This window comes from Parachryseolinea silvisoli (assembly GCF_021190955.1).
Taxonomy (GTDB): domain Bacteria; phylum Bacteroidota; class Bacteroidia; order Cytophagales; family Cyclobacteriaceae; genus Ohtaekwangia; species Ohtaekwangia silvisoli.
Map to the genome: position 1 here is coordinate 1,022,224 of NZ_JAIOAO010000003.1, position 21,341 is coordinate 1,043,564.

At 51.2% G+C, this 21,341-nt stretch carries 19 protein-coding genes; 9 read left to right on the top strand and 10 right to left on the bottom strand.

From position 1 onward, the window contains the following. The first annotated feature begins 33 nt into the window (after positions 1–33). Both K7P01_RS21285 and K7P01_RS21290 read left to right on the top strand, forming a co-directional pair. Positions 34–879: an alpha/beta fold hydrolase gene (locus K7P01_RS21285; RefSeq protein ID WP_267296602.1), complete on the top strand. Its 846-nt coding sequence runs from the start codon at positions 34–36 to the stop codon at positions 877–879. Between the two features lie 71 nt (positions 880–950). Next, the gene (locus K7P01_RS21290) at positions 951–1,841 is read left to right on the top strand and encodes a DUF6892 domain-containing protein (protein WP_267296603.1); all 891 of its coding nucleotides are present in this window, start codon (positions 951–953) and stop codon (positions 1,839–1,841) included. A gap of 107 nt (positions 1,842–1,948) precedes the next feature. Here the strand turns inward: K7P01_RS21290 and K7P01_RS21295 are convergent, their stop codons facing one another. The 3 genes from K7P01_RS21295 to K7P01_RS21305 are packed head-to-tail and all read right to left on the bottom strand — an operon-like array spanning position 1,949 to position 4,020. Continuing rightward, positions 1,949–3,211 (bottom strand): hypothetical protein, encoded by a 1,263-nt coding sequence (locus K7P01_RS21295; RefSeq protein WP_267296604.1) that lies wholly within the window; start codon positions 3,209–3,211, stop codon positions 1,949–1,951. A gap of 13 nt (positions 3,212–3,224) precedes the next feature. Next, the gene (locus K7P01_RS21300) at positions 3,225–3,611 is read right to left on the bottom strand and encodes a hypothetical protein (protein WP_267296605.1); all 387 of its coding nucleotides are present in this window, start codon (positions 3,609–3,611) and stop codon (positions 3,225–3,227) included. Between the two features lie 19 nt (positions 3,612–3,630). Then, entirely contained in the window at positions 3,631–4,020 is a 390-nt protein-coding gene (locus tag K7P01_RS21305) for a DUF1801 domain-containing protein (RefSeq protein ID WP_267296606.1), read from the bottom strand. A gap of 115 nt (positions 4,021–4,135) precedes the next feature. Here K7P01_RS21305 and K7P01_RS21310 point away from each other — a divergent pair, with 115 nt between their 5' ends. Together K7P01_RS21310 and K7P01_RS21315 are read left to right on the top strand one after the other, a co-directional pair. Beyond that, positions 4,136–5,002, top strand: coding sequence for an ATP-grasp domain-containing protein (locus tag K7P01_RS21310; RefSeq protein WP_267296607.1), 867 nt, complete (start codon positions 4,136–4,138; stop codon positions 5,000–5,002). Next, entirely contained in the window at positions 4,999–5,595 is a 597-nt protein-coding gene (locus K7P01_RS21315) for an NAD(P)H-dependent oxidoreductase (protein WP_267296608.1), read from the top strand. The genes K7P01_RS21310 and K7P01_RS21315 overlap by 4 nt, the downstream gene beginning before the upstream one ends. 415 nt (positions 5,596–6,010) lie before the next feature. Here K7P01_RS21315 and K7P01_RS21320 read toward each other — a convergent pair whose 3' ends face one another. From K7P01_RS21320 to K7P01_RS21335, 4 genes are read right to left on the bottom strand one after another with little or no spacing between them, the layout of a single operon-like run. Then, positions 6,011–6,274: an acyl carrier protein gene (locus tag K7P01_RS21320; RefSeq protein ID WP_267296609.1), complete on the bottom strand. Its 264-nt coding sequence runs from the start codon at positions 6,272–6,274 to the stop codon at positions 6,011–6,013. 37 nt (positions 6,275–6,311) lie between these two features. Continuing rightward, entirely contained in the window at positions 6,312–6,935 is a 624-nt protein-coding gene (locus K7P01_RS21325) for a TMEM175 family protein (protein WP_267296610.1), read from the bottom strand. A 39-nt stretch (positions 6,936–6,974) separates the two neighbouring features. Further along, positions 6,975–7,961 carry a helix-turn-helix domain-containing protein gene (locus K7P01_RS21330; protein WP_267296611.1) on the bottom strand — a complete coding sequence of 329 codons (987 nt, stop codon included), beginning with the start codon at positions 7,959–7,961 and terminating at the stop codon, positions 6,975–6,977. A gap of 30 nt (positions 7,962–7,991) precedes the next feature. Continuing rightward, positions 7,992–8,759, bottom strand: a complete 768-nt coding sequence (locus tag K7P01_RS21335; protein ID WP_267296612.1) for an SDR family NAD(P)-dependent oxidoreductase — start codon at positions 8,757–8,759, stop codon at positions 7,992–7,994. A gap of 356 nt (positions 8,760–9,115) precedes the next feature. On the opposite strand from K7P01_RS21335, the gene K7P01_RS21340 reads away from it, so the two are divergent. Further along, on the top strand, positions 9,116–11,704 hold the full coding sequence (locus tag K7P01_RS21340; RefSeq protein WP_267296613.1) for a DUF4832 domain-containing protein: 2,589 nt from the start codon (positions 9,116–9,118) through the stop codon (positions 11,702–11,704). Positions 11,705–11,766: 62 nt separating this feature from the next. On the opposite strand, the gene K7P01_RS21345 is transcribed toward K7P01_RS21340, so the two are convergent. After that, positions 11,767–16,212, bottom strand: a complete 4,446-nt coding sequence (locus K7P01_RS21345) for a WGR domain-containing protein (RefSeq protein WP_267296614.1) — start codon at positions 16,210–16,212, stop codon at positions 11,767–11,769. 179 nt (positions 16,213–16,391) lie between these two features. Between K7P01_RS21345 and K7P01_RS21350 the strand changes: the two genes are divergently transcribed. From K7P01_RS21350 to K7P01_RS21360, 3 genes are all read left to right on the top strand, one after another. Next, entirely contained in the window at positions 16,392–16,943 is a 552-nt protein-coding gene (locus tag K7P01_RS21350; RefSeq protein WP_267296615.1) for a hypothetical protein, read from the top strand. A gap of 89 nt (positions 16,944–17,032) precedes the next feature. Beyond that, on the top strand, positions 17,033–18,223 hold the full coding sequence (locus K7P01_RS21355; protein WP_267296616.1) for a hypothetical protein: 1,191 nt from the start codon (positions 17,033–17,035) through the stop codon (positions 18,221–18,223). Between the two features lie 116 nt (positions 18,224–18,339). Then, positions 18,340–18,819: an SRPBCC family protein gene (locus K7P01_RS21360; RefSeq protein ID WP_267296617.1), complete on the top strand. Its 480-nt coding sequence runs from the start codon at positions 18,340–18,342 to the stop codon at positions 18,817–18,819. A 2-nt stretch (positions 18,820–18,821) separates the two neighbouring features. Here K7P01_RS21360 and K7P01_RS21365 read toward each other — a convergent pair whose 3' ends face one another. After that, complete coding sequence (locus tag K7P01_RS21365; RefSeq protein ID WP_267296618.1) at positions 18,822–19,520, bottom strand: phosphodiester glycosidase family protein; 699 nt, start codon at positions 19,518–19,520, stop codon at positions 18,822–18,824. Positions 19,521–19,595: 75 nt separating this feature from the next. Between K7P01_RS21365 and K7P01_RS21370 the strand changes: the two genes are divergently transcribed. Beyond that, complete coding sequence (locus K7P01_RS21370) at positions 19,596–20,774, top strand: MFS transporter (protein ID WP_267296619.1); 1,179 nt, start codon at positions 19,596–19,598, stop codon at positions 20,772–20,774. On the opposite strand, the gene K7P01_RS21375 is transcribed toward K7P01_RS21370, so the two are convergent. Continuing rightward, positions 20,771–21,205, bottom strand: a complete 435-nt coding sequence (locus K7P01_RS21375) for an SRPBCC family protein (protein WP_267296620.1) — start codon at positions 21,203–21,205, stop codon at positions 20,771–20,773. The genes K7P01_RS21370 and K7P01_RS21375 overlap by 4 nt on opposite strands. Positions 21,206–21,341 lie beyond the last annotated feature (136 nt).

The window sequence follows — 21,341 nt, forward strand, 5'->3', positions numbered from 1 at the left end:
ATCTACGAACGTCAATGATAAATTGCAACTGCCATGAAAAAACTAATTACCAGAACGATCGGACAATGGATTAATTTCCTGGCCTGGGTGGCGCCCCGCCAGGCGGCACGTGTCGGGTTTGAGCTGTTTTGCAGGCCGTTTCGGGGTAAGATGACGGACAAGCACATGGAGTTTCTTCGTTCCGGCGAACGGTTCGCCTTTACGCATGCGGGGGAAACTATTCAGGCCTATAAGTGGGGGAGTGGAAACCGGAAGATCCTGTTATTGCATGGTTGGCAAAGCCATACGTTTCGGTGGAAGAGTTATGTCGATGCGTTGGATAAAGAAAAATATACAGTCTATTCCCTGGATGCACCCGGGCACGGTTTGAGCAGCGGTAAGTTTATGACGATGCCGTTGTATAGTGAGGTGGTCGAGAAGTTCATCGGACAAATAGGAAGTTTGGATACAGTTTTGTCGCACTCCATCGGGGGATTCACAGCCATTTATACATTTTACCGGTTGCCGGAACTGGCCCCGGAACGATTGGTCGTCCTGGCACCGCCGGGCGAGGCACAGGATTTTGTCTCGTTCTATGCCGGCGAGCTTAAACTTTCGCCGAGGGCAGTCAGGCTGATTGTTGATTATTTTGAAACACGGGTAAAACAGGCGCCGGCATATTTTTCTGCACCCAAGTTTGCGACAAAGTTGAATAGTAGGGGACTATTGATCCATGACGAAGAGGATGGTGAGGCCTCGGTTGAACATTCCAGGCGGATCAATAGCGCGTGGAGTAATTCACAGCTAATTATCACGAAAGGCTACGGACATAACCTGCGGTCAGCGAAAGTGATTGATTATGTTATGGATTTTGTTGAGCACGATGCTGTAGAAAAATAATCGTTGCTTATATTCGGGCGTTGCGGCCAATTTCTATCATGATGCGGCCTTTTTAGTTTTACCCCAACGCCATGCATACGGTTTCTATTCAATCGGATCAGATCATCATCGGTCAACACGTCGTCACCTTTCCGCTGCCGCTCGATACGGTAAAAGGTATTTTCGGTCCCGACGCCGTCGCCAACAAAGCCAAGTTTAATACGATTTACACCTGGCACGCACTGGGCGTTTATGCCTATTCCAAGGACGAAACTGTGGTGGACGGAATCGCCTTTGAGATCAAGAAAGAAAAGACTTACAAATTTCTCCCTACTTCCATTTTTCAGGGCGCTATTACGCTCGCGGGCGTACCGCTGCCGGCCTATACGCTGATCAAAAAGAAACCCACGGATACACATGCCCAATGGATTGCCGGCGACACGACGGTATTCCTCGACCTGAACGATCAGGACGAGATCCTTACTGTCGAGATTTCCAGGTACGTGCCCGAGGTCATTCCCGAGCCCGATCGCTATGCGTTTAAGGCCATCGACGGCAAGCCCCTGCAGTTCAAAGATCTCAATTTCAAGCTGGCGGTGATCCAGGTGTTGATGTACGAAAAAGAGTTGATCCAACCCGCTTTCGACATCTTTGAGTTCGCCAAGCGGTACAAAGCACGCACCATCGACGTGGACTCGGAAGGGTATGACATCATACCCGAGGCGCTGCAGTACTTTGAGCAGCTACAAATAGACGAACGGCTGGCGTCGGAAGTGGATGAGCTCACGCAGGACGGCGGTAATGATATCTACATGAACATCATTCCGTTTTGGAGCGGCTCTACGGATGACTTTAACATCCAGTCTTTCGAAGATGTCGACCAGTTCCCTAACCTGAAGAACATCATATTGTTCTATGATCCCCGCCTGGAGCAAATACAGGCGGAGATGAAGAAGAAGGGAATTGACGTTGAGCCGCTTTGAGCCCACTGGATTCCTCGCCAGTCTAAGACTGGCTGCAGTTGTAGTCACAAGAGACGCCCCGACAAGTCGGGACTACTCTTGCGCCAGCTATTCCCACTTGATGGCTGTCATTTGTTTGACAAGGCCATCTTTAAGATAACGGGTTTCTGTAACTGGTTTTCCTCTTTTAGGTTGTGCCGCTCGTCGTACCCAGACCACTGGCTGTTGGCGATGTAAAAGAATGTATCGTTCGTGATGCAGCCATTGGTAGGTTCATTGAAGGCCGGATGTCCGCGGTCAATGATCGTAAAGCTGGTTATTGCTGTAAGCGCTGTATTGAGATAATATCGGGTGGCCCGCATCGGGTTTGTTCCGTTTTGGATGGCGATCAGGCTGTTCCTATACCACAGCAGTCCGTCGATGGATTTTAGTGAGACATCTTGTGTGTTTTCGAGGAGAATCAGCTCTTTTGTTTTTACGTCGAGCCGGAAGATTCCCTTGATGTAGTCGGCGATGAATACGTAGCGCTCATCGGTAGAGAAAGTAATGCCTTGCAGGCTCCAAAGCTCAGACGAGGTAAACCACGGAACAAGTTTCTGTGTGGTCTCTTCCAATGTAAAAATAGTATTGTTACGACTGTCTGAAATGAATACAGCTCCCGTAGCGGAGATCAGCAAATCGCCAAAGACAGCGTTGGTCTTTTCGGCCATCTGGTATTTACCAAGAAGCTTCCCTGTAGAAAGATCGTACTTGAACAGCGCTGAGGTTTGGGTACTGTCGAAGTTCTTCATTTCAGGCAATGGCGAAGAACAGGCCCAGAGTATATTTCGCTTTTCGTCTAGTCTGACGCCGAGCACGGCAGTCAACCCATCCTGTGCTTCCGATGTTAAATCGGTCAACACGCCGTTGCGCAGGTGTACGATCTTGCGCTGGTGGACGGCGGCACCGTACAGGCCGCGTTTGCCAACAACAATAGATTCAAGATGAAGCCGGCGATCGGGGAGGACGAAGGCGGTGTCGGATTGTATTATGGGAATGCTTAATGACTTTTGCAGCGCCAGTAGTTTTTTGAAATCGTCCCGGGGCTGTAGTCCTGCTAACGCTTCAATCTGAAGATCAAAGGCGGCGTTTGTGAGGATCGCGCGCTTGAGAAAACTAATCGCTTCTTCGGGTCTGTTTGTCAACGCGCAGGCTATGCCGCGTTCATATTGTATACCCTGGTGATAGGGGTGGAGTGTACTTGCCTGGACGATCATCTCATAAAACCGCGGATTGTCTCCGGCTTTCCTGGCTTCCTGGGCTTGACTACGGTAGTAGGAAAGATCTTTCTCTTGCGCGGTTGCCCCTGACCAGCCGACCATGAATACAAGCGGAACAAGAATGGCTTTCATTAGGGAATCCAGTTTATAGACCGTCTTTGTTGATCCAGGCTTTAAATGTTCGCCCGTAGGCATAGATGAATGTAAGTAAGACGAACAACGAGAATAGTTGTATTTTAAGCGCAACTTCAGTATTGTATGCTACAAACTTAAGTCCGGCTCCGACGGTATATACCATTGGCGTAAAAGCGATTACATTGAGCAATCCCAGGACGAGTGTAAGTCCCAGGACGATGGCGGAAATGGTTCTATCTAAAAAATACATTACAAGCGCGATTGCTGTTAATCCATACGCGATCTTAAACCGCAGTGTTAGCATGGTGTCGGTTGTCATGATAACAATCCCTGTATAAATCAGCGCTACTACGATAAGCGCGAGTGGGATCAGCTCCTTATTTCTCTGACTGTTCATTTACTTTTAAATCTTCCGTTTACTTTAATCGCTCCAACTTGCCTTTTCGTTTGACCAGGTTTTTGTAGTCCCATTGTATTTCACGGGCTTTCTTGAGCCAGCGGGCGAGGTCCCGTTTTTTGACCTGGTCTACGGCGGTATAACGCATTTCGGCGGCTTTGAAGGTGCCTTCTATTTGCAGCGCGTCTTCGTCAAACGACTGGCCGCTCCAGAACAACAGTCGTATGCCACCCTTCAATTTACTATAGCCAACGATGGGGTTACCGTCCAGGAACCAAACGGGGTGGGCATGCCAGATCTTGTTCTCGGCCTCGGGCAGGTGGCGGGAGATCTCCTCTGCCAATACGTTGCAGACTTCCTGTTCTTCCGGCGTTTGGCCGTCGTTATAGGCCTGAATATCTTTATTCATAATGCGGGGGGATTGCTTGTTCCCGTATAGGTAAGTTTTTAGAAAGACTTTTCACTAAGATAATGCCGAAATTCGAGTAAATAATAGATTTTTGGAGGTGAATAAAGAGGGGATAATGAAACCAACCATCGGACTACTTACTTGTGAACGGCTGCCGGAGCTCAATCCGGCGGACCAGGCGTTAATACCACTTTTTGCAGAGCAGAACATCACGGCCGTTCCGGTCATCTGGAAAGCTTCGGATGTTCGCTGGGAGGATTTCTCAGCATTGGTCATTCGGAACACCTGGGATTATTACAAAGAAGCCGATGCCTTTCGCGACTGGTTGGATGCCGTGGAAAAGACCGGTGTGCCCATGTTTAATCCCGTGCAGGTTGTGAAAGACAACATGCATAAGTTCTACCTGAAGCGATTCCAGGAAAAAGGCATTACCATTATTCCGACGTTATTTTCTTCGGCCACCGCTCCCGTAAAATGGGAGACGCTCCTGGCACAGGTCTGGGACCAGGTGGTCATCAAGCCGGCGATCTCGGCGGGGTCTTTTCTTACTCAGACCTATACGACCAATACCCTAACTTCCGAGGCCTATGACGAAGTCGTTTCTCACGGAGATTGGCTTATCCAGCCCTATCTTCCGGAGATCGCGACGGAAGGCGAGCTGTCGATGATATTCTTTAACGGCGCCTTCTCACATGCAGTGTTAAAGAAGCCCAAAGAGGGCGACTTCCGGGTGCAGCGGCAATATGGTGGGCTGTATCAACGGGTTGACCCCACACCCGAGCTTTTGCGGCTGGCGCAACAGATTGCCACATTGGAGAGTGAGCTGCTATACGCCCGGGTAGATGGGGTGATGATTCAAGGCAAGTTCCACTTGATGGAGCTTGAGCTGATCGAGCCCGACTTGTATTTTGAGTTCGGTGAAGATATCCGGCAGCGGTTTGTCGAAAGTGTGATCGAGAAAATGCATAGATCCCGGGCATGAACATCGTCATTGTATATAGTCACCCCAGTCAAAATTCGTATACCTATCAGATCCTGGAACAGTTAAAAAAGGCTTTGCTGCAAAAGGCATGGTCGGTCGAGGTCTCGGATTTGTACGCGATGAATTTCAAGAGCGACATGACGGAACAAGAGTACGACCGGGAGGCCTTCGCTAAAGTTGATTTACCGGTTGCGCACGACGTTTTGGAAGAGCATAAAAAGATTCAACGCGCGGACTGCATAATTTTCCTGTATCCCGTTTGGTGGAGCGATTGTCCAGCTAAATTAAAGGGCTGGTTTGATCGGGTTTATACTGTTGGATTTGCCTATAAACAATCAGGCCGGCTCCCCGGGATGAAGATTGTAAAATATGGCGTTGCGCTTTGTACCGCCGGTTATCCGAACGATGTTTTGAAAGAGATGGGGATCGCGCAGAGCATGGAAACCGTCATGCTCGACGATCGATTCGGTAAACGGTTTGAGCATAAGGAAATGATTATCCTCGGAGGCACTCTGAACCCGGCAGAGCTCAAACAATCACACACCGATCAAATTAGTGAGCTCGTACGTAAAATCGAGCGTTTGAATTGGTGATGAGATTGTTCGCACCTCGTTTAGCGTGCGTGCGAGCTGTTGCGCCCTTTCAGGGCTACTATTTTGGACGCATTGTTTCCCCAGGCCTACGCTGTCGCTACAGCCTGGGCTATTCTATCGCGCCCGCTTCGGGGCTTGTGAATCGTTGTGTTGTCTGTTAGGACTCTGAGCTGGGGTCGATCTATTCTAATCTATTATTTTTAGGTTGGTTATACATTCGGAAGTGCATTGTTTCAGCCCTGAAGGGGCGAGACAGAATAGCCCAGGCTGAAGGCCTGTGGGTAGACAGTTCAGTCGAAACGGACAGCCCTGAAAGGGCGCAACAATTCGCACACTCGTATAGAATTGACTATAGTAGGAGCGTATGAGGATACATTGGATCGGCGTCGACCAACGGTGTGCCGAATGTGAATGCCTAGTCTATTCCCAAATCGTAGCAAATTTCGTGTTCCAGTTTGATTTCGGTCGCAGGAATTCCCGAAGAGTCGCTAACAATTTTTAGTATTGTTTTTTCGACATCGCCTTTATCGAAAAGGCGCTGGGAGCTCGCGGTCACGTTGGCATAAACACAGTCGGCAAGATCTTGCACGGTTGTAATCCTGGCCGCCTCGTTGGCGGAAATCGCGATATCAAAATGTCGCTCGACATGAATTATAAGTTCTACGCTATCAAGTCCCATATTAGATTGTCGATTAAGATGTTTGTTGATGCTTGAGCTACTTCGATGCTTGTCGGCGCATAGCATATACCATCATCTGTTCCGGGAAAAGGAACGTTGCGAACATGATACCCGAGAACCCCAGGCAGATCCAAATATTGACAAACGAAAGTATAAAAATAGTAAGCGACATGGCCGTTGCCAGGAAGTAATAGCGGGTGATCAATTTTAGCAGGGCCTCGGACTCGTGTTTCATTAAATCCATGCGGACGGCATATAGCCAAATAAAGAACATGGCCGTGCCCATCAGGGCGAAGTTGAATGCGTAAACGCCTACAGCCGTACTTTGCTGAGGAGTATTGATATATTTCGATAACAGGGCGGTGGCGAAGGGAGTAAATGTCACTACCAGCAGCTTGAAGCCGTTCAGCAATAAAAGCTTGCTGTTGTTTTTATAGATATGGTCGAACATGTAGTGGTGATTGATCCAGCATATCAAGATCGTGAAAAAGCCGATCAGAAAGGAGAGGTATGTGGCCCAGTCGGCCATCAGGAGATCCAATAAGTCTTGCCCTTCGGAAACAGTTGGTACGTGAATATCCAGAACAAGCAGGGTGATGGCGAATCCAAATACCCCATCGCTGAAAGATTCCAGCCGGGATGTCTCTTTAACAGTCGTCATAAAATAAACTCGGGTTTAAAAATAGGAAAACCCTTGTTTTTACATAGCGTTCTTGCGAAAGAAATATAGAAAGGTTGTCGCGCTGCGGGCACGTAGTATAACGGTTGCCATGCCGAAGCTATTACGCCTGCAACCGGAATTCCTTCGGCGCCACGCCCACCTTGTTTTTAAACATCTTGGTGAAATGGAGGGATGCTCGAACCCCAGGTCGTAGGCAATTTCACTAATCGATTTCGGCGTCCCCCAAAGCATCGATTTTGCTTTTTCTACCAGCTGTAGGTGAATATGTTCCTGTGTGGTCTTGCCGGTATATTTGTTCAGCAGGTCTGACAGGTAGTTGGGGGATAGGTTCAGCTGCGTGGCAAAATACTTTACATCCGGGAGCCCCTCGTCAATCAACGTGTCTTTGGAGAAATAGTCGAGCAGCGCCGCTTCAAATTGCTGGACAATGTCGTGATTGGCTTTTGCACGAATCAGGAACTGCCGGTCGTAGAAGCGTGTGCAATAATTCAGGAGCAATTCAATGTTGCTCACGATCAGGTCTTGTGTATGCTTATCGATGTTCTGTTCGTACTCGCGTCGGATATTTGCACCGCATTCGCGTAGGATCTTTTTCTCCGTGTCGGATACATGCAGCGCTTCGTGTGTGTCGTAATGGAAATAAGAATAACCCTGTATCTTCCTGGCCAGCGCCGTGCGGTAAAGCAAGTCAGGATGAAAGAACAGCCCCCAGCCTTCGTTGTAAGCGATCTTACGTTGCGTATGGATCGCCTGGCCGGGGGCGGTAAACACCAGCGTGCCCTCGTCGAAGTCGTATTGTGAGCGGCCGTATTTCATCGAGCCTTTGACCTGTTTGAGGTATATCGAGTAGAACCCGAGCCGGTACGCAGTTTCGTCTTCGCTGAAGTTGTCGCGGGTTATTTCATCCAACGAAATGAACGACACCAGCGGATGTTTGGGTGCCGGGATACTGTACAGGCGGTGCAGGTCGCTGATGGTTGCTATGTCAACAAAGGAGCCGGTCATGGGCGTTGATTTAATAAAGATACAGATTTCTTACAGATACATGCCGCCCGAAACTTCGATGCGTTGTCCGCTGATCCACTTCGCATCGTCTGAACAGAGGAATGCCACGACGCTGCCGATATCGTCCGCCTGACCGAAGCGCGGAAGCGCGGTAATGGCTTTGATCATATCCTGTACCTGTGTGCTGCTGCGCAGCCTGCCGCCGTTGAAGTCTGTGGCGATGGCGCCCGGGGCCACTACGTTGGCGCGGATAAAACGTGGCCCGAATTCCTTGGCCATATATTTCGTGAGCGTTTCCACGCCTGCCTTGACACTGGCGTATGCGCCGCTACCCGGGTGGGTGAACCGTGTAAGCCCTGTCGAGATGTTTACAATGGCACCGCCATCGTTCAGGAGGGGAAGTACTTTTGTCGTCAGGAATAGCGGTGCTTTCAGGTGCACACGTACCAACTCGTCAAACTGTTCTTCCGTCGTGTCGGCCATGGAGGGTACGGTGACGCCGTGCCCCGCATTATTCACCAGGTAGTCGAAGCGCTCGCGCTGAAAGGTCTTCAGGAGGGTGACTTGCAAGGTGGTTGTGAAGGCATCGAAGCTTTGGGTGTTGCCCACGTTGAGATGTAGGGCGGCGGCGCGGCGGCCGGTTTGTAGGATGGCTTCTACCACGGCCTGGGCCTCGTCTTTCTGACTGTTGTAGGTAATGATTACGTCGTTGCCGCGTTCGGCCAGGCGTAGCGCTGTGTCTTTGCCCAGGCCGCGGCTGCCGCCGGTTACAAGGGCGATTTTTGTTGTTGATTCCATGCTTTTTTATGTTTTGATGGATCAAAGGTCTGCACATGGCGGCCGGGCCACTTATATCTATTCCTGAAGTGCTTATACATTTCAAGGGTAGCCCTGTCGACCATCGCTCCACACCAGTCTGCGCCAGCTGCCGGTCTTAAAGCCTCAGATTACCTCCTAAACCCAATAAATCCGGTTAACGATGGGCTAAACCGCCTAAAAGCCTCCGAAAGGCCAATTCTTACAAATTCTATCTTATTTAACTTTCTAATATTTACTATTTCACTATTTAGAATAAAAAGAAAGTAAATGAAGATATAAAATAACGCTTATATTTATTAAAGCCTTCTTTTACCCACTTTAATATCGATAAGCTTATGAGAAAGTGTTTTACTGTCGTTTTTATGGCGCTGCTCCTGGTCAGTGCCGGTTTTGCGCAAAGCGTTACGTACACCGAGTCTACGGCCGAGATCCAAAATCCCGACCGTGGTTTTTACACGCCCATTAACGGCGTGGCCAGTTCATTCACACCGCTGACGGCCACGCAGCTGGCCGCCCTGCGGAACAACCCTTTTACTCCCTGGCAAGGAAATTATACTGTAAGTCCCACGATCATCTTCCGGCACTATGTATTGGACATCTTCAAGTCCTCGGCGTTGTCGGCTTCGTTCCTGAGCGGTGTGCAGGCCGACTTTGATGCCGCCAGGACGGCGGGGGTGCGTTTGATGATCCGGTTCTCGTATACTGTCACGGCGCCGTCGGGGGCCTGCGGAAGCTGGATTTGTCCGCCATACGGCGATGCGCCAAAGTCTGTGGTGCTGGGACATATCGCCCAGTTGAAGCCGTATTTTCAAAACAATAGCGATGTCATCCTCGCTGTGCAGAGTGGCTTTATCGGCGTGTGGGGTGAGCAGTATTATACTGACTACTTTGGCGACGCTTCGGTACAAGGTAAGCTGACCGATCAAAACTGGCAGGACCGGCTGGATGTGATAACGGCTTTGCTCGATGCTGTTCCGGCGAACAGAACGGTGCAGGTGCGGTATCCGCAGATGAAACAGAAATTTATATACGGTATCAATGCACCGGTGACGTCTGCCGCGATCACGGCAGCGCAGGCGTATAACGGTACCAACATTTCCCGGATCGGGTTTCACAACGATTGCTTCCTCTCCGCGACGGATGATCAAGGTACCTATTGGGACTATGGCACGTCGGCCACGTCTGCATCCGATCAGACGACCATTCTGAAAGCCTATGCCGCCAACGACAGCAAGTACGGCGCCGTTGGCGGAGAGACGTGCAGCGATGCATTCAGCCCGCAAAACGATTGCAGCGGGCAGGCGGTCACGGACCTGGACTTGCTTAATTACTCGTATCTGAATTCTGATTATAACAATGAAGTGAACAGCGACTGGCAGGATGGCGGCTGCATGGCAGAGATCAAGCGCCGATTTGGATACCGGTTTGTGATGCTCAATGGTACCTATTCGACATCTGCCACGGTTGGCGGTACGATCAGCTTTGCGTTGAATGCAAAGAACGTCGGGTTTGCGGCGCCCTTCAATGCGAGAACGCTCAAGCTTGTGCTTCGTAACACGAGTACCTCGACCGTGTACAAGGTTGATATAACGGGGACCGACGCCGATACCCGCTTCTGGTTGTCAGGCCAGAGCGTTGCGTTAAACAAGACGCTGACGCTACCGGCAAGTGTTCCCGCGGGCACGTATGAGCTGTTGTTACACCTCAGCGATATGAGCAATAACGGGGCCGTTGCGACCCGACCGGAGTACAGCGTCCAGTTTGCCAACACCGGCACATGGGAGTCTGCGACCGGCTTTAACAAGTTGAACGCAACGCTGACGGTGAGTGCCACGTCGAGCGCTCCGGCAGCCCCGACCAATCTGACAGCCAGTGCGGCTTCGGCTTCGCAGATCAATTTGTCGTGGACCGCGTCGGCTGGCGCAACGAGCTACAGTGTACACCGGGCGACTGTGAACGGCGGGCCGTACACACAGGTGACCAGCGGGCTAACCGCCACGACGTATAGCAATACCGGACTTTCGGCAAGCACCACGTACTATTATATCGTGAAGGCAACGAACGCCGCAGGCACTTCGCCGAACTCCAGCCAGGCCAGCGCCACCACTACTGCCGGTGGGGGAACCACAACGATTGTGGTAGACGGCAGTGCCAGTGAGTGGAGCTCAGTTCCCACTATTGCCACCGGTGGCACCGGAGGACTGACAAGCCTGAAAGTGGCTAATAGCGCAAACAATGTCTACATCCTGGCGCAGGGTACTTCGATCGGTGCAAACTACCAGGTCTTCATCGATACCGACAACAATACCTCGGGAACCAATGAATATACCGGCAGCAGCTGGTCGTCCACCGGGTTTAACTTTATGGTTGAAAACGGAACGCTGTATCAATACACCGGCACGGGCACCGGCTGGACGTGGAGCTCCGTGGGCACGGTTACTGCCGTGAAGAATACGACGGTTTTGGAAGCCTCTGTCCCGCGGGCGTCGCTGGGTACACTGGCGACAACGATACGGGTCGCCGTGGGTTCTATAAACGCCAGCTGGACAACGGTTGGCTATGTGCCGGCGTCGGGAAGCGCGGGTGCGCCGTATGTAGTAGGAGGGGCGCCTGCTGCCCGGACGGGTGCACCGGAGCGTGCGATAGCGGATGAGGCGCAAGACGAGGAATCGTCATCGCTTGTGGTATATCCGAACCCGGCGAAGTCTACTTTGCATGTGCAGTATAAACTTGCTCGTAAAGGTGCCGTGTCGGTGGAGCTGATCAATGTACTGGGGCAGAAGGCCCGTGCGGTTGATCTCGGCATTCAAGAGGCGGGGGCGCATGAGGCTACGGTGGACGTTCATGCGTTGCAGGGATATTATGTAGTGAAATTGAGGACGCCGGGGGGGATGGAAACCCAACGGGTGAAGATTAACAACTAACGGCCGTATAAAACAAAAAAGCCCAACGGTGACGTTGGGCTTTTTTATAGACAGACGTCTGTCTACTTTGTTAAGAATTTTTCGATGAATTCCTCACTCAACACGTCAGCATCCTTCAATTTAGATTTCGTGATCCTGGTCATCACTTTTTCAAAGTCCTTTTGATACGACTGGTCGAAACTCATGGCTTTGTGTAAAAGCCGTGCATGCGTTTCGTAGTAAGGATTCAGCACGTTCTTATCTTCGATGGGAGCGACCGTCTTCATCGTTATTTTAATGTGGTTGAGTCCTTCCTTGATACCACTCAAGTCGATAGCCGTTTCGTAACAATGATACGCCAGGCTGTTGTGCGCGCTGCGCAGCGCTCCACGAATCGGGTTGAACTCTTCGAGGTAATCCCACAGTGTGATCTTACCGATCTCGGCAATGATGTGACGGCAAACAGCAAACGATTCTTCTTTTTTACCGGCCTCATACAGGGCATACCGTTGATGATCCCAGACATACGCCCACAACCGCATTTCGCTATGCTGCGAGTCTTTAAGTTGTTGTTCCGCCTGCGTGAGCTCGTCAAGCGCCTGGGTATAGTCTTTGTTTTGTACCAGCACCGTTACCTCGCGCATGCGTTGGTCGAATTCGTCCTTGCCGAAGTCGTAGACTCCGGTCACTTCCGGCAGCTGGAACTCCGCATAGGGAAAGGTCAACCATTGCTCGTCGTCGATCTTTTCCTGCCTGGCCATGTCTTGCGCTTTGCGCCAGTATTCTTGCGCCGTTTTCGTATCATCTTCCAGGAAGTAACTCCAACCGGTGTAATACAATGCATGGTGCACCTGGATCCTATCGGCTTTCTTAGAGGACTCGACGGCCGCTAATTTCTTGCGGGCGCCCGCATGATCTTTTTGGAAGATCAGGCCCAATCCCCAGTTCAATTGCAGGTATTCGGCATCAAATCTGTTTTTGAATTTGCTCGAGAGTATTTCAAAAACCGGCGCGTAGTGTTCATGCGGGATATATTTGCTCAGGTGCGTATGGCCCAACAATACGCCTGCACAAAGCATCGGCGTACGAAGCGCCAGCGGCACAAATTTTATATTCTCCGTATCCCGGCCGAGGGCCAGCTCGCATACTTTCTGCGTACGCATCGCCACGGGTACATACTCCAGCGCGCTGCCGTAGTCTTTCGAGCACGCCTCTTCACACATCGTCGGCGTGATCCACTGTTTGGGCACGAATTGAAAATCGTAGGAATTTCTTTTTACAGCAACTTCACAAATCTTCGGTGTCAGGTGTTGGGGCATGACATTGTAAATTCGCTCGCTCTCATTTCGTTCACCCGCGGTGAGCGCCTTGATCATAAACTCTTCATCCCAGAAACAGGGCCACACCTTGCTGAAGGTGTTGTAATCGAACTCGGGCTCGGCAACATATTCATCTTTTTCGTTGCGGCGCTCGTGCCAGCCGTAGGCTTTCGCCTTCTCATCAAACTCCGGCAGATGCCCGAGGTGTTTTTTATAGTAGCCGTAGCTGTGTTTGTTGATCCGGTCGACATCGACATGATCGAAAATGCCGATACCATGTTTCCGCACCAATTCGCCCATGGATTGTATCAGGGATGTCGAGCCCCACCGCCAGCGCTGGCGGTCGTATTGCTCCACAATGAACGGCCAGGCCGGATCCTGCCCATACTTTTCGGTCGCATAGGCATAAATCTCCTGGTCTATTAATTTAACCGGAATCCTCTTGATACTATCAATGCCCAGGTCAAGTGCCTGTTTGATATACGAGGGCGTGTAATACCGGGAGGGCAATTGTTTGACGGGATACTCTTGCAGACCGCCGCCGGCAATAAGCGCAATGTTCATGCGTTCATTCTGAAAGTTGGTCGGCACATGCTTATAGTTATACTGGCTTTGCGTCACCGCCAGGAAGCAGAGGTCGTACGTCAATTGCTCCGCCGGGATAAACGACAGATCGATGCCACGCGGGTGTGCCCGATAGACCTCGGGCGTCAGGAACGACACCGGAATCATATCGTACGGGCAAGGGGCCTGGCGTTGGATCGCCAGCAGGATAATCTCGCGTGTGTACAACGCTGGATCAAAGAAGGCAAGGATTTCGCCTTTGACATCATATTCTCCTTTCGTTTGGTGTTCCAGGAGTGACAGGAGCATCTCTTTGGATCGATACTGTGCGGGAACATCCGGAACCTTGCCATGCAGCCACTGCGGGCCATATTGCTGGAGGGCATTGGCCAGGTATTGATCCCAGTATGTCTGATCTTTTACTTTTACGGCCGGTCGATTCGTATCCCAATCGATCGTAACGTTATCACCGTATATGTACTCCAGTGTAGTGTGTTTCTCATACGGTAGTGCTTTGCTGTTCTTATTAACGGCAGCTTTGTAGTATGACTCCGCTTTCTTTTTGTCGCCCTGCAGGTGATAGATCAATCCCAGCAGCCAGTTGTTGCTAAACATCTCTTCGATCTCCAGCGATTGCTCCAGGTAGTCCTTAGCCTCGCCCAGTTTCTGTTGAAAGATCAGCGCTTCGCCAATGACACGCAGCGTGAAGCTCGCCTTCGGATACTTTTCTACAGCAGTTTTGCCCCATGCGATTGCCTGATCATATTCACCCATACGAACCGCGCAGAGCGCGCCTTGCTCGAGGCAATCAATTTCATAGGCAAGTCTATCCGGTGTCAGGGGGATGCCTTTTGCAAATAGCACCATCGCCTGGCCATAGGCCTTTCCGCTCACCAGGCATTTGCCCGCCAGGTAATAGGGCAGGTAGTAGCCGGGTGATTTTGCGATAGCCTCCTGATACAACAGATATGCACCGGCGTTGTCGTCTTCCTTCGCCAGCTGCGTCCCCGCAAGCGTCAGGATGATACCCTCGGGGCTCACACCTTCGCGGAAAATCGGCTGATCTGCTTTGAGTGTTTCGTAGATCGTTCGGACGTTGATGTTCAATGCATCGTAATGCGACTCTTCCACCCTGTAGCAAAGCTCGGGGCGAAGCGCATATGCATAGTTATGCCAGGGTAAATAGGCATTGCTGGTTTTGTACGAAAACACCTTGTCATAGTTATACAATGCCACGATGACGGTTTGCGGTGAATACTCAAAGCACGCAGGGTCATAGAACCATGCGAAAAAGTAGGGTGCGTTGATGTGTCGGAACGGCAAGGTGTGCGTAACTTCATCATCTTCTGCCCAGACAGAAGCCACATAGCGAACTGTCTCCGTACCCACTGTTTTCTGAAAGTATGCCAGTTCGAGATAGTCAACCGTGGCATTGCCGGCGACGTAGTATGCCGAGGATGCTTTGCCATGCACTGTCATGTTACCGCGCACCACGAGCAGGTCAATACGCGCGTTCGGGATCTTCAGGTCGCCGTCGACGTTTAGATCGCCGTCACAATAATAGATGGAATCGTAGTATTCAAAGTAGTCGTGCTCGCTTTCGTAGTCATCTGCCAGGCTGTTTTCAGAATCGGCATTCCAGTATTCAAAAAACTCGTCTACGCCCATCGCCTCCCGCACTTCTTCATACGACACAGCGCGAATATTATACTTGTCAAGGAAGGCTTGTGTCTCTGCTTTTTCCGCTATGTCTGACGCTTCCGGGTTATCTTCCTTTTCTTCTTCCACGTCGTTATCTTCCTCGTTCTCTGCCGCGGCATTGTCAAGCATCGTATAATCAACAGGTTTGATAAACCGGCTGAGGGCAACTTTCAGCGACAGCAACGGCGCGATAGCTTGCTCGAAAGCGTCGATACTGATGTCGCGCAGCGTTTGCTTAAAATGAACCGTGTGTACGACGGTGTTCGGATCTCCCACGAAAAGCCGCATTTCATCGTCGTCGATGATCATGCCCAATAACCAGAAGCATTGCGTCAGCATGGCTCGCTCTTCTTCGATCAGCGGAAATTCACGCCGGTGGAATCCCTGGTAAAATGACAGGAGGCCGTAGAGTGTATTGGCATTGGTACCCTGGGCATTGTACGCGTTGACCGTGCAGATAAAACCATCCTTCATAAAAAATAGCGTACCGTTTCGAAGCCAGTACATGCCAAAGACTTCGGGCATTTCAAAACCGGCCGCAGCTTCCATGGCATCGATGTTCTCGGCGACAACGGGAACAACTTCGACTTCAGCCCCCTCCGGAGGGTTTTGCTTCAGGTGATCGGCAAGGGCCAGCAGGTCGTGGTATAAATGGCGCGGTGGGAAGCTGCCCGGTTGTGTCGCCACCGTTGAAACAGGCGCGGGGGCAGCAACGGCTTCCGCGGACGCAGGGTCTTCCGTCACGGCAACATATCCTTTTTTGGTCTTCTCGGCAATAAGCTTCCCGGCGGCCTTTTTACATTCCGCTTCCGAGGCGTGTTCCTTCGTTTGGGTTTGCCCCTGTGTGCCGGCCTTTCCAAAATAGATCGTGAACGAGTTACCGATAATCTCGATGTCCCAGAACTTGTGTGACTTGTGGTCCTGGTAGATGAATTTTTGTCTCATGATGAGTAGAGGGTCCGTTGGAGGGCAAAATAAATGATCTCCCCGGTTTCAGACGGGGCGCGTAATGAAAAATGTTGTTTTGTATGTAAATAAGCCCGAGGAGCTGCAAACAGCCGTTAGCCGTGTGCCCGTTGTTTTTTTGGATAATTCTCTGTAACTAGTATTTGCCTTAACCAACCTTGACCCTGAAAAGATCATTAGCGATATTCTTCTTGCTAATATTCCTGTTTCATGCAGGGGGATACTACGGCGTTTTTCTGGTGTCCTTTTATCAGGCAGAAAAAGTGCTGACCCAGCGGGCGAATGCCGGTCATTACACAGCCGACGACGAACTGATCCTGTCATTATCCTTTTCTCTTCCGTATCCCGTGCACGCGGGCGAATATAAACCGTCGTCACCCACGTCCTTTGAATACCAGGGTGAGCAGTATACGGTTGTGAGGCAAAAGGTGGACGGGGACCTGGTGCAATTGGTGTGTGTGCGGAACGTCCGGCAAAGCGAGCTCGTTCTGGCAATGACCGACTATTCGAAGATCGTCAACAACCTGCCCAGTGGACGAGCCCTGCAAGTCATCGCTAAATTCTTTAAAGACTATCAACCCACTACCGGGCTCGTCATTTCTGATACCCTGGCGAGTCTATCTACAACACATCCACCATGCCGGGTTTGCCTGATGTTACAGGAAGCCGATTACCCGGTCATTTCTCCCCCGCCGGAAAAGCTATCGTGATCTGTTTTATTCCAGCCCGCGCGTAGGTCGCTATGACCTGCATGAATCCTGCTGGCTATTTTATTCATTCACGTTAAAAGCTTTTTTCTATGAACAACAAATTTTACATTTTAGTATTGATCGTATTGGTTTCGCTTGCTTGTATGGATGCCCGGGCGCAAGGCTGTGTGGCTGTTCGCCAGATGGGGGGACTTAATCCACTATCGTCGAATGGGTATACGCTGCCCAAGAATGAATTTCAGGTTGGGCTGAATTATCGTTACTTTCATTCGTGGCGCCACTTTGTCGGCACCGAGGAGCAAAAGGAACGTCAGACCACGGGTGGGGGACATGATGCCAACGGCAAAGAGCGCGGCAACGCTGTCAATATTTACTCGCACGCAGTCGATATCAATGTATCGTACGGTCTTTCCGACCGTATCCAATTAAACCTGGCGATTCCCTATGTGCATAACGAACGCTCCCAGGTATTGAGAACAACTGCGGGTGATACTTCGCGGTATAGTGTATACGCAAAAGGTCTGGGTGACATCCGGCTGAGCGCCAGCTATTGGGTGCTCGATCCCGCGCACGCCGACAAAGGAAACCTGTCCATAGGACTTGGGGTGAAGCTGAACACCGGCAGCCACTCGGTAAAGGATGACGCGCCACAGGCAGATGGTACCACGCAGCGTGTAGTCATGGATCAGGCCATACAGCCCGGTGACGGCGGCGTGGGTATTTCCGTCGAGCTACAGGGATTCCGCCAGCTGTACGGAAGAATTTACGGCTTTGCGAATGGATACTATCTATTCAACCCGCGCGAAACAAATGGTACATTTAAGTCGGCCCCGACGGTGGTGAAAGATGCGAACGGTAATACATTGGGCACACTCACTGGCTATAACGAATACGCTTCACCCGATCAGTATTTTGCCCGCGCAGGCTTTATGGCCGCTGTCGGCAAGACGAGAAATGTTACCCTGTCGCTGGCGGGTCGCTGGGAAGGTATTCCGGCCTACGATGCGTTCGGTGGCCAGGTAGCATACCGCCGTCCGGGCTATGTGGTAGCGGTCGAGTCGGGCGTTTCGTATCGCACGGGTAAACACAGCATCGCCTTGTTTGTACCCTATAACTTTATCAAGAACCGCATTAAGAGCGCCGCCGACATTGCCCGGCAGAACCTGCAAAATTCTGTGATTACCAATGAGTCTGAAAAGGTGTCGGTCCAGGGTGATGCGGCCTTTGCCGATTATTCGATCAACATCAACTATGCCTTCCGGCTCGGACAATTATTTTAATATAGTCTGTGCTGCAAAAAAAGGAGAGAGCCGATCTCTCCTTTTTTTATGCGCTTGATTCAGCCGTGACAGCAGGCATTATTATTGCCCCAAATTTTTCATATTAATCCTGTGTCATGAATACAACAACTTCTAAACGAACCGATTCTGCTGCCCGCGTCATTCACGCAACACCCGAGGTGATCTATGCAGCATACCTGGATGCGAAGGCGATTGCAGCCTGGCGTCCGCCCAAGGGCATGCACTGCGAAATCTATGAATTTGATCCGCGGCCGGGAGGAACCTTTCGCATGTCGTTTGGCTATGATGAATCAGAACAGGATGTGGTGGGCAAGACCTCTGCGCATGCTGATGTCTTCCATGGGCATTTTGCGGAACTGATTCCACATCAGCGGATTGTCGAGGTAGTGGAGTTTGAATCGGATGATCCTGCCTTTGCCGGCGAAATGAAAGTGATTACCACACTGGTGCGGGAGCGACACGGCACGAACGTCAATGTAGTCTGTGAGAATGTGCCGGTGGGCATTAAGGCTGACGATCACCGGCAAGGCATCCAATCGTCGCTGGCGAGCCTTGCCCAATATGTTGAGCGGTAAGCCTATTCGGCTACACCGATCATTACCCCGAAGTTGCCATCCAGTTGTTTCCAGTCCTGCGCGGGGAGATAGGTGCGTGACACAAAGCCGTCCAGGTACAAGGCATTGCTGCAGCCTTTGCTGAGAAAGAACTGCGCGAAGTCATAGAAGTTAACGGGTTCTTTCGACATCGCGAACAGTACCTTTCCGTCAGGAAGTATTCCTACGCCGTTTCGGATGTTCAGGTTCGCGGAGCCTTTCTTAAAGGCCGGATGTATAGCGCCGTCAATCAGCAGCATAGGTCCTGACTGCGTGGCGAAGGTAATGGTATCGTGTGGCGTGAAGCGCGGTGTTGTCCGTACACCCGCGTGGTGGCCTGTCGTCGTGTAGAACACGCCGTTGGGTTTCATGTAGAAGTTGCCGCCGCCGGAAAGGGTGTCCAGCGGTTGTCGGATGGTGCCGTTGTCGATGAACAGGCCCTGCGGCGAGCTGTCCGGCCGGTACATGCCGGCGTTCATGCCGAAAGCCAACTTTTTTCCCTTCTTCTCGATATATTGCTTGAGGTTCTGCAGGCTCCGGAGGGGCAGGCCCTTGTCATCTTTCCAGTATAATGCAACAGCGCCGGGTGTGGTGACGTAGCTGATAAAACGGTCGTCTGTCTGCTGGGCCACTATGGTCAGGTGGCAGAATAGGAGACACGTCGTCAGGAAAAAAGTACGCATAGGTATATAACGTTAACAAAGTACAAATAAAACGGCACCTGCAAAATCCCGGGCAGTTGTTAGCTTTGATGTCATATGAAGACGGCGGAGTTTATTGCATTGTCGGCCAGTACCATGATGTTGACAGCCCTGGGAATTGATATTATGTTACCGGCGTTTGGCGAGCTGCGCGAACATTTCGGCCTCGCGCCGGAATCCACGGCCACGGCACAGATTATTGTCTTCTTTTTTATGGGCCAGGTTGCCCAGATTATATTTGGCGTACTGTCAGACCGTTTTGGCCGACTGGCCATTCTGCGCATTGGCTTCCCGCTGTACATCGCCGGCGGCCTGGCAGCGGCCTTCGCGCCAACGCTGGCGCTGATGTACATGGCGCGGTTTGTGGCGGGTATGGGAGCATCGGCAGTCTTCATGACGACCATTGCGGGTGTCCGCGACCGTTTTGTCGGCGACCGGATGGCGCACACCATGTCGCTGATCTTAACGATCTTTTTGTTTACGCCGATCTTTGCCCCGTTTTTAGGAATAGCCATTATGTCGGTAGCGTCGTGGCAAATGGTTTTTCTAACGCCGCCGTTGTTTGCCGTTGTGGTGTTTCTGTGGTCATTCCGGCTAGAGGAGTCTTTACCCCCCGAGCGTCGTACACCACTGGCGTGGACAACGATTCGTAAAAACGTCTGGGCGGTGGTTGGCAACCGGGTCTTCCTCCGGTATATGGCCACGACCACGATTCTCTTTGCGGCCCTCAGCTCGTATGTCGCCAGCTCGGAGCGTATCATCGGAGAGATTTACGGCAAGCCCGAGTTGTTTGCCTGGATCTTTGCAGGCATCGGATTACTGATGTCGCTTTGTGCCTTTACAAACTCACGTCTCTCGTCACGCTATGGCGCCCGGCGCACGGTAAAGGGGCTGCTTGTCGTCTATACCATCGTCGGTTCGTTGCTGTTGATCGTCACGGTGGTGGCGGGCGATCCGCCGGATATGCTGGTATTCTTTATCGCTCTGGCGATTATGTTGGCCATCAACCTCGCCGTAGAGCCCAACAGCAGCGCGTTGGCGTTGGAGCCCATGGGGGAGATGGCCGGCATGGCGGCTTCCGTCTATGGTACGTTGTTCTTCTTTGTAGGCTCTTCCCTCGGCGCCCTCATCAGTCACTTCATGGTACACGGCGTGTTCCCATTGGTCATCAGCTTTTTTGCCATCGGCGTTGTTACCCTGGTCCTGGTATTTACCGACCGCCGCGTGGTTGCCTAGCGTTTTTCAATCCACTCCTTCAGCATCGTTAACGTAGTTCGCCAATAAAACTCCAAATGCTGCTGAATACTCTCCGTCGGGAAGTTCCGGATCTCCAGCCAAAGCTGCGTACGGCCGTTGTCAGGCGCTAACGAAAATGTAAGGACGGAATAACTCTCCGGCCTATCTGCCAATTGCGATATCGAACTACGATGTGTATAGCGTAGTAGTTTTTCCTGCTCATACCGAAGTACAACACCGTTGTTCTCAAACGGCACATGATGAATGCCCCGTATGGCGATCGGCGACGCTACTTGCCAATCCGTGACAACACGAATCTTCATTTCCGGCTCACCCATCCACTGCGCCATGTGTGAGGGAAGCGTGAGCGCGTCCCAAACAACCCCGGGAGTAGCATGGATTGTGACGGATGCTGAGAATACATCATTCATGGTAATAAGGGTTGGGGTTAGCCTGAGATCAGCCCTGTGGAAAGTAGCGCATAATGGAGAAAAAATACAAATGCCGACTATGGAATAGGCATTGGAGATGGAGTGCATTTTCGTTTACTTGAACGTATCTAAAACG